Annotated in this window: 9 protein-coding genes; 2 read left to right on the top strand and 7 right to left on the bottom strand. The window is 31.1% G+C overall.

The features are described from left to right. The 3 genes from B4I81_RS00205 to B4I81_RS00195 form a co-directional block, all read right to left on the bottom strand. The coding region (locus B4I81_RS00205) for an L-threonylcarbamoyladenylate synthase (protein ID WP_291106178.1) at positions 1-950 on the bottom strand (950 nt) is incomplete at its 3' end. Positions 951-958: 8 nt separating this feature from the next. Next, positions 959-1,813, bottom strand: coding sequence for a DUF6671 family protein (locus B4I81_RS00200; protein WP_291106176.1), 855 nt, complete (start codon positions 1,811-1,813; stop codon positions 959-961). Next, a complete protein-coding gene (locus B4I81_RS00195; RefSeq protein WP_291106174.1) occupies positions 1,803-2,081 on the bottom strand; it encodes a hypothetical protein in 279 nt (92 codons plus the stop codon). The genes B4I81_RS00200 and B4I81_RS00195 overlap by 11 nt, the downstream gene beginning before the upstream one ends. Before the next feature lie 275 nt (positions 2,082-2,356). On the opposite strand from B4I81_RS00195, the gene B4I81_RS00190 reads away from it, so the two are divergent. After that, the gene (locus B4I81_RS00190) at positions 2,357-3,280 is read left to right on the top strand and encodes a LysR family transcriptional regulator (protein WP_291106172.1); all 924 of its coding nucleotides are present in this window, start codon (positions 2,357-2,359) and stop codon (positions 3,278-3,280) included. 37 nt (positions 3,281-3,317) lie between these two features. On the opposite strand, the gene B4I81_RS00185 is transcribed toward B4I81_RS00190, so the two are convergent. After that, complete coding sequence (locus B4I81_RS00185) at positions 3,318-4,241, bottom strand: hypothetical protein (RefSeq protein WP_291106170.1); 924 nt, start codon at positions 4,239-4,241, stop codon at positions 3,318-3,320. A gap of 199 nt (positions 4,242-4,440) precedes the next feature. Next, positions 4,441-5,007 (bottom strand): REP-associated tyrosine transposase, encoded by a 567-nt coding sequence (locus tag B4I81_RS00180; protein WP_291106167.1) that lies wholly within the window; start codon positions 5,005-5,007, stop codon positions 4,441-4,443. Between B4I81_RS00180 and B4I81_RS00175 the strand changes: the two genes are divergently transcribed. Beyond that, complete coding sequence (locus B4I81_RS00175; protein ID WP_291106165.1) at positions 4,984-5,391, top strand: hypothetical protein; 408 nt, start codon at positions 4,984-4,986, stop codon at positions 5,389-5,391. The genes B4I81_RS00180 and B4I81_RS00175 overlap by 24 nt on opposite strands. 101 nt (positions 5,392-5,492) lie before the next feature. Here the strand turns inward: B4I81_RS00175 and B4I81_RS00170 are convergent, their stop codons facing one another. Beyond that, entirely contained in the window at positions 5,493-5,810 is a 318-nt protein-coding gene (locus B4I81_RS00170) for a hypothetical protein (RefSeq protein WP_291106163.1), read from the bottom strand. 9 nt (positions 5,811-5,819) lie between these two features. Then, on the bottom strand, positions 5,820-6,841 hold a 1,022-nt coding region (locus B4I81_RS00165), incomplete at its 5' end, for an RHS repeat domain-containing protein (protein ID WP_291106161.1).

Below are 6,841 nucleotides of genomic sequence, written 5' to 3'. Positions count from 1 at the left end.
TTTTTTGAAGCTCTTTCTAATCGATCATTCATTGAAACTCCCAAACTATATTCGGGTAAACGTTCTGCTATAATGACATCTAAATTCATTTTATCTAACTGATGCATGGCATTATATAATTGGGAAGCCGCTACTTGTAAATCGCTTTCTTCAGATAAAACAATTTGATAATTAGAATCATAGTGCGAAACATAAGAGTCAAATAAAAGCAGTCCTACCTTTTTATCGGAGTACCACTCTAATTCTTGTTGCACATTTCTTGTCAATATAAAATCAGTTTTAGGAGCATAATGTTTTAATAGCATGCCCGGAACAATAGTTTTTTTTTCTTTTTTATTTACCAAAGAAACAGTTCCTGCAGTTTTTTCAATTTCTTCAAGGGTTAAAGCTCCTAATCGATAAACTATAACTTTATTATCTTCAAAACCCACAATTGTAGATTCAATACCTGCAGCACATTCTCCTCCATCTAAAACCATATTGATTTGATTTCCAAAGTATTTTTCAACATGCTCAGCGCTTGTTGGACTAATACTAGTAAAAGGATTGGCACTTGGTGCTACCAAAGGAAAATTTATATAATTCAAAAGCTCTAAAGCTACGGCATGATTAGGAACTCGCACTGCCACTGTATCTTGATTTGCTGTTACTAAATCTGGAATATGTGGTTTCTTTTTTAAGATTAACGTTAATGGTCCAGGCCAAAAAGCATTGGCTAATTCATAAGCCATTGGTGGAATTTCTTGCGCAACCTGTTCTATATCTTCAATTCCTTTAATATGAACGATTAAGGGATTAAAAGTAGGACGCTTTTTTACGTCAAATATTTTATGAATGGCTTCGGTTTCAAAAGCATTTCCTGCCAATCCGTAAACGGTTTCGGTTGGAAAACCTATGATTCCATTTTCATTAAGATGCTGAACTGCTAAATTAATATCTGTACTTATCATTATTTCTTTTATGGGTTACAAAAATCGCAATACATTGGGTCTTCAGTTTTCTTCCCATTCGGATACAAAACTTTAGATTCGAAATTACAATGTTGACATTGGTAAATATGAGCCGATGTAGAGCGTGTTGGCATTGAACAGCTACTACATAACAAACCGGCTTCGGTACCAACCACACCAAAGCCGGGGTAATTACATTCAGGGCAAACCGAGTGCAATTTGTTAATTAACTTTAAACAAACCTCTTTTATAATTTGCATTCGCGTGGGGTTTTGCATGGCTCGCATATCGGTTTCAATATAACAACCACCACCAGAAGCAATAATCGTGTCGAATATTTTTTCGGCTAAATCATAATTTGACACCCCTTTATATATTTTACTCCAATTTTCACTAGCATCTTTTAAAATAACACCATGTGAAGGGAATTGAACTTTATCTAAGAAAACCTTTAACTCTGCTTTGGTACTAACTTCACTACAATCAAAATTGGTATCCAAACTCAAAACTCGTTCTACAATTTCTAACTTATTTTTTTGATCAATTAACATGATAAATTCATCGTTTGCTGGAGCAAAAAAAACAGTAGGATGATTTCCAAACGAACCTTCAGTTGCTACTGCTAAATCAAATCCTTCCGATTGCATACCTTCCCAACATTTTTGTCTTAACGTTGTTAAAGGATTATCTTTTCTAGCAATTTCTCCTGAAAAAGTACCTAAACTATCGGTATCAAAATCTTTTACTACAAAACAAGTTACACCAAGAACTGCTTCTAATAAAGGAGCTATAACTTCTTCTTTCTGATGTTTCGTTACAATAAGCAATCGACGGCCAGAAAAAAGATTGGGTTTAGTCTTCATATTCGATTTCAATGAACGATTTTATTTTTAGTTTTTTATTACGTCCTTTAGCTTCATCCAATATTGCTAAAATATGGCCTACACTTTCACGTAATTGTTCTATTCGATGTAATGCTTTTTCATCATCTTCGCCAAAACGAATTTGAGAACTAAAATTTTGCACTTTATTAAAATTTATATTTTTGTTACACATATCTAGTAAGATTTCGCGTGCTTCAATCGAATCAAACTTACCGTTAATTAGATTAATTTTTTTCAGGGTTTCCATAAATAATGTTTGTTAGATTATTAATTAAACGAATTATGGTTAACAGTACCAAAACGGCTAATCCCGCAAAGAGTTCTTGGTGGATAATGTTAGGTGTTGCTATCATTTTATAAATAAGTACCGATTCAATTATCACGCACAAAATCAAAACGAGTTGTATAGTTATTTTTTTCATAGTTAAGTTTAACCTTATGAGTTAATTACAAGTGCAAATTTTAAAATTATTATTTATATATTTTTATTTATATTTGCTATACATTATATAAAATATTTTTATGAATTATACTTTAAACCAGTTACGTATATTCTTGAAAGTAGTACAAAATCAGAGTGTTACTAAGGCATCAGAAGAGTTACATTTGACCCAACCTGCGGTATCTATTCAATTAAAAAATTTTCAAGATCAATTTGAAATTCCGCTCACTGAAGTAGTGGGAAGAAAAATATATGTAACTGATTTTGGGAAAGAAATTGCCGAAGCAGCGGAACAAATCTTACAACAAGTCAGCACTATTGATTATAAAACATTAGCCTACAAAGGACAGCTTTTTGGAAAAATCAAAATTTCAGTAGTTTCTACTGGAAAATATGTGATGCCGTACTTTTTGGCTGATTTTTTAAAAATGCATCCCGGAGTAGAATTAGAAATGGATGTAACCAATAAGAATAAAGTGGTAAAAAGCTTGCAAAACAATGAAGTAGATTTTGCTTTGGTTTCCATCCTACCTGAAAAAATGAAAGTAGAAAAAATCAATTTAATGCAAAATAAGTTGTTTTTAGTGGGCAATACAGAAGAAGATTTTACCAAGAAAAAGAAAATTGAAGCTATTTTAGAAAACCGTCCTTTGCTGTTTAGAGAAAGTGGATCAGGAACACGCCAAACTATGGAGCGTTTCATCGAGCAACATGATTTAAAGATTAGCAAACGTATGGAATTAACTTCAAATGAAGCCATAAAGCAAGCTATTTTAGCTGGCTTAGGATATTCAATTATGCCTTTGATTGGAATTCGTAAAGAAATACAAAACAACGACTTACAAATTATTCCATTAAAAGGATTGCCTATAAAAACCAATTGGAGTTTAATCTGGGTAAAAGGCAAAAACCACAACCCAGCTGCCCTAGCCTATTTGGAGTATTTAAAAAAGGAAAAAGAAGCCATTATTCATTCCAAATTTAGTTGGTATGAGACGATGTAAAATTATTTTGAATGATACTTGACAAAGAAATAAAGAGCTACATTTTCATCAACCTTTCTTCAAACCAAATTTTTTCATACTCAATTGAAGGTAGACCGTGTTTTTTCCTTCTTTCATTTATTATTTTAACCAGAGATGGATTGTTTTTAAAATCATGATTAAACGTAATAAAATAAAAGAATGAATCTTTACTATTCTTAGTATAATACCTGTCAATTAAATGAGCGTAATCTTTTGGCAAACACTCCCCTTTTTTAATGAGATTTGGTAGAATTTGATTATAAAATTGAAAACTTTCCTCTGAACTTGTAAAATGGTTTAATAAAACTTCAACTCCTAAATCAACTTTTCTCTCGTCTTCATTTAATTTTCTGAAGCTTCCAACATTCTTGAAATTAGGGTAACTAATTACATTTATCATTTGTCGTAAAATTGAATCGTTCTGTCTATCAATTTTAGCAACCTCGTCCCAATTTAGTGGTTTTTGATTTCTAACTTTTTGATCATTTAAATTCATTGTTGTCAGTTGATATCTATAAAAAGTATCTATTTTTGAACTATATTGTTTTTGCCATTTTTCTATGTCTTTTTTTGATTTTTTAAAACGCGAAGCCAGCACTTGCAACAAAGTATCTTTTTCTATATTTCCATAAGTGTAGCCATAATTGGCAACTATTTTTTTGAATTCTTTTTTAAAGCTTTTATCTTTTTTTGCTAATAAACCTGACTTTATATAGTTTTCAAATTCAAAATATAACGGCATATTTATAGGTTCGTAGTATTTAAAAAGACTATCATACTTTTCATAAGCTAACGAATAATTTTTTACAAGAAATAAACTATCTGCCTCGTATACTTTTAGATAGTACGGAATGTAATTTGAATTTTTATCTCCAATTTTCTGATAACTTTTACAAGAGATTAGAGAAATAGAAACAAATACAAATAATACTTTTAACATAATTATATTTTTAACAAGACAAGACATCAAACTTCAAAACATTTTTTATTTAACATATTTAACTTTTAAATCTATATTAATTCTATCTAAAAACTTACCTCTAGAATCATGTCCCATGTACGATTTAAATTTCCAATTTCCTGAATTTCAATACCTAATCCAACTCTCCCAGCTCCCGTGCGAATCCCTTCGCGTGGTTCTACAATTTAAAATTTTGAAAAACACAAACATTATCTAATAACCCTTTTTCACCTGCATAATCTGCAGCACTACTATACTTATAATCTTCTGGTCTAAAAACAATTCCTTCTTCAACTGGGTTATTGTGAATGTAATCTATTTTTTGTTGAATTACTTCATTACTCCATAATTCAATTGGTTTGTTATCGTGTCTCCAAAACTGATAATTGGTTGCATTGGAACTTTTTTCTGCTTCTTTTTTAAAATAATCTAACAAAAATTCTTTTCTACTTTCTCTTGGATTTTCTTGTATGACTTTAATTACGTTTCTACTTGTAAACCTTTTAAAATCTCCTAATAAAAGTTCAGGTTTTTGATTTTCTATGCTTCTAAAAATTAAATGCATATGATTTGTCATTATGCACCAAGCATGAATCTCCATTCCCTTTTTTTGCTGACAAAATTCTAAACTTTCTAAAAGTAAATCTTTATACTCATTTCTTGTAAAAACATCTAACCAACCTACCACAGCAAAACTTACAAAATATAGTCCCTCTGGATTATGGAATTTATAATTTCTACTCATGCTTGTTTTTTTATCAAATATAATAAAAATCTGTTTTATTTAGAACCACGCGAAGGGATTCGCGCGGGAGCGGGGGCACGGAAAGCATTTCCGCGCTATCGTTGCGGTGATATATCCGAGAGGTCGGGGTTACGAGAAGTTACAGTTGTAGAATTACAAAAGCTAACTAAACTTTTTAATTTGACTGCTGACCAAATTCTAAATTATGATGAAAATCTAATTCCTAAAGAAGTTGTAATTGAAGATAAATCTACAATTGAACAAATGCAACTATTACAGCAGTTAGACGAAGACGACAAAACAACAGTCTTTAAAATCATTGATAAAATGCTGACCACTAAAAAATTCAAAGATTTCTTCAATAAAAATGTAGCTGCACTATAAAACAAAACCCAGCAATTTGCTGGGTTTGTCTTACTTTGTGGGTACGAGTGAGATGATTGCAATAGCAGGGTCAGATTATAGAACTAAATTTTAAACACTATTCATTTTTTAACATAAATTGATATTTTTTTTGATTTTTTTTCAAAAAAGTAAATCTTTCCAAAATAACAACCCAATAAATAAAACTTTCCTTTTCTATTTAATTCAATGTTAGGCCATTCTTTTTTTTGTTCAAATTCGAGAAAAACAACCTCAGATTCTTTTAAAATAAAACTATACTCATACGATATGGGGTCACCTAACTCTATACCATCTTCCCACATCCATAACCCTTTAACTCTTTGAGGCATCCAAGTATATCTATCAACAACAAATAGAATGGCTAAAAGAATTAAACAAAATTTTATTATTCTTTTCATATCATAAATTTATCTTTTAACATCTGGTAATTTAACATCCGGAGATTTCGGCTTCTCTCTACCTGACTGCTGACTAAATCCAATTAAGACACCATTTTTAAAAATCGACATTGGATTGCTTTTTGACGGATGACGTAACATAGAAGACAATCTGTCCATATATCCTTTAGAACTACCAACCATATATGTCGGTACACTATGAATACCATTTGCAATATTATCAGTAGTCAATCTAGCGTTAGAATATATTGAAGGCCACGACCTAGTTGTTTGCCCCCATACCATCACATTCTTCATATTGTCTTGACCAGACAATAATTGCGCAAATGATTTACCGAATTTTGTTTCATCTTCACTATCAGTTCGCCCAGTTCGACATCCATAAAAATTTGCCGTAGCATTGCTACTCCAATTAAAATCGATTTTACTCCAGTTTTCAACAGACAATTGGTCTGCTGGACCACTTGCATTTTCTCTGAAAGGACCTGAATTACCACCATGTGACCATAAACTAAATTCAGCTGTTTTACCAAAAGTATCCTTATTGGTAGCAATATCATTTTCTATGTTTGATTCTAAATTATCCATATTATCTATGCCTCTCATAATCAAAATATCATCAGAACCTGTTTCACCACTATTAATAAAATCAATAGCTCTTGTCAAAGCAGCATTCATAAACATTTCATCAGCTGCTTTATCCCTTTTTCCATCTTTATGATTATTATTCAAGAAGTAATGTAAGTATATATCTTCTCCATATGGGTCAATAAAATAAACTGGATTATTTAAAGTATAATTATATGTTGAACAATCAAAATACTTTTCAGCTTTCGGGTCAATATTCATCCATCTACCTAAAGCAGCATCATAATTTCTCGCTCCATAATCATAAACATTAAGCCCCAACTCATCCTGCAACTCCTTTCCATTGTACTGATACTTATAACTAGTAATAGACAAAGGCGGTACGGGCTTAATTTTTAAAACTTCGGCTTCTTTTGTGTACATCATTTTATCAGAATTATAGC

This window comes from Flavobacterium sp. UBA6195 (assembly GCF_002422095.1).
In the GTDB taxonomy this organism is placed as follows: domain Bacteria; phylum Bacteroidota; class Bacteroidia; order Flavobacteriales; family Flavobacteriaceae; genus Flavobacterium.
This window is presented reverse-complemented; position numbering and strand designations above follow the sequence as displayed.